This is a genomic window from Streptomyces gottesmaniae (assembly GCF_031845845.1).
In the GTDB taxonomy this organism is placed as follows: domain Bacteria; phylum Actinomycetota; class Actinomycetes; order Streptomycetales; family Streptomycetaceae; genus Streptomyces; species Streptomyces akebiae.
This window is the reverse complement of sequence record NZ_JAVRFJ010000166.1, coordinates 1-411: the sequence shown is the minus strand read 5'-3', so window position 1 is coordinate 411 and position 411 is coordinate 1. Positions and strand designations below refer to the sequence as shown.

Sequence of the window (411 nt, the reverse complement as noted above, 5' to 3'; positions counted from 1 at the left end):
GGTACGTTGGTTGCCTTGGTAATTTACGTCCTCTGGCAAACCGCCATCCAAGGCAACCTGCCGCGCAACGAGTTCGCCCCCGTGATTGCCGCCGAAGGGCAAGTCTCCGTCCTGATTGAAACCCTGTCCAAATTCGCCCAAACCGGTAATATGGATAAAATATTGTCCCTATTTTCCTACATGGCAATCGCCACCTCGTTTTTAGGCGTAACCTTAGGCCTGTTCGACTACATCGCCGACATCTTCAAATGGAACGACAGCATGTCCGGCCGCACCAAAACCGCCGCGCTGACCTTCCTGCCGCCCCTGATTTCCTGCCTGCTCTTCCCCACCGGCTTCGTTACCGCCATCGGCTGCGTCGGCCTGGCGGCAACCGTCTGGACAGGCATCATCCCCGCCATGCTGCTCTAC

1 protein-coding gene is annotated in these 411 nt (G+C 57.2%); it reads left to right on the top strand.

The window, feature by feature from the left end:
• Positions 1-6 precede the first annotated feature (6 nt).
• On the top strand, positions 7-411 hold a 405-nt coding region (locus tag RM704_RS45860; RefSeq protein ID WP_498076469.1), incomplete at its 3' end, for an aromatic amino acid transport family protein.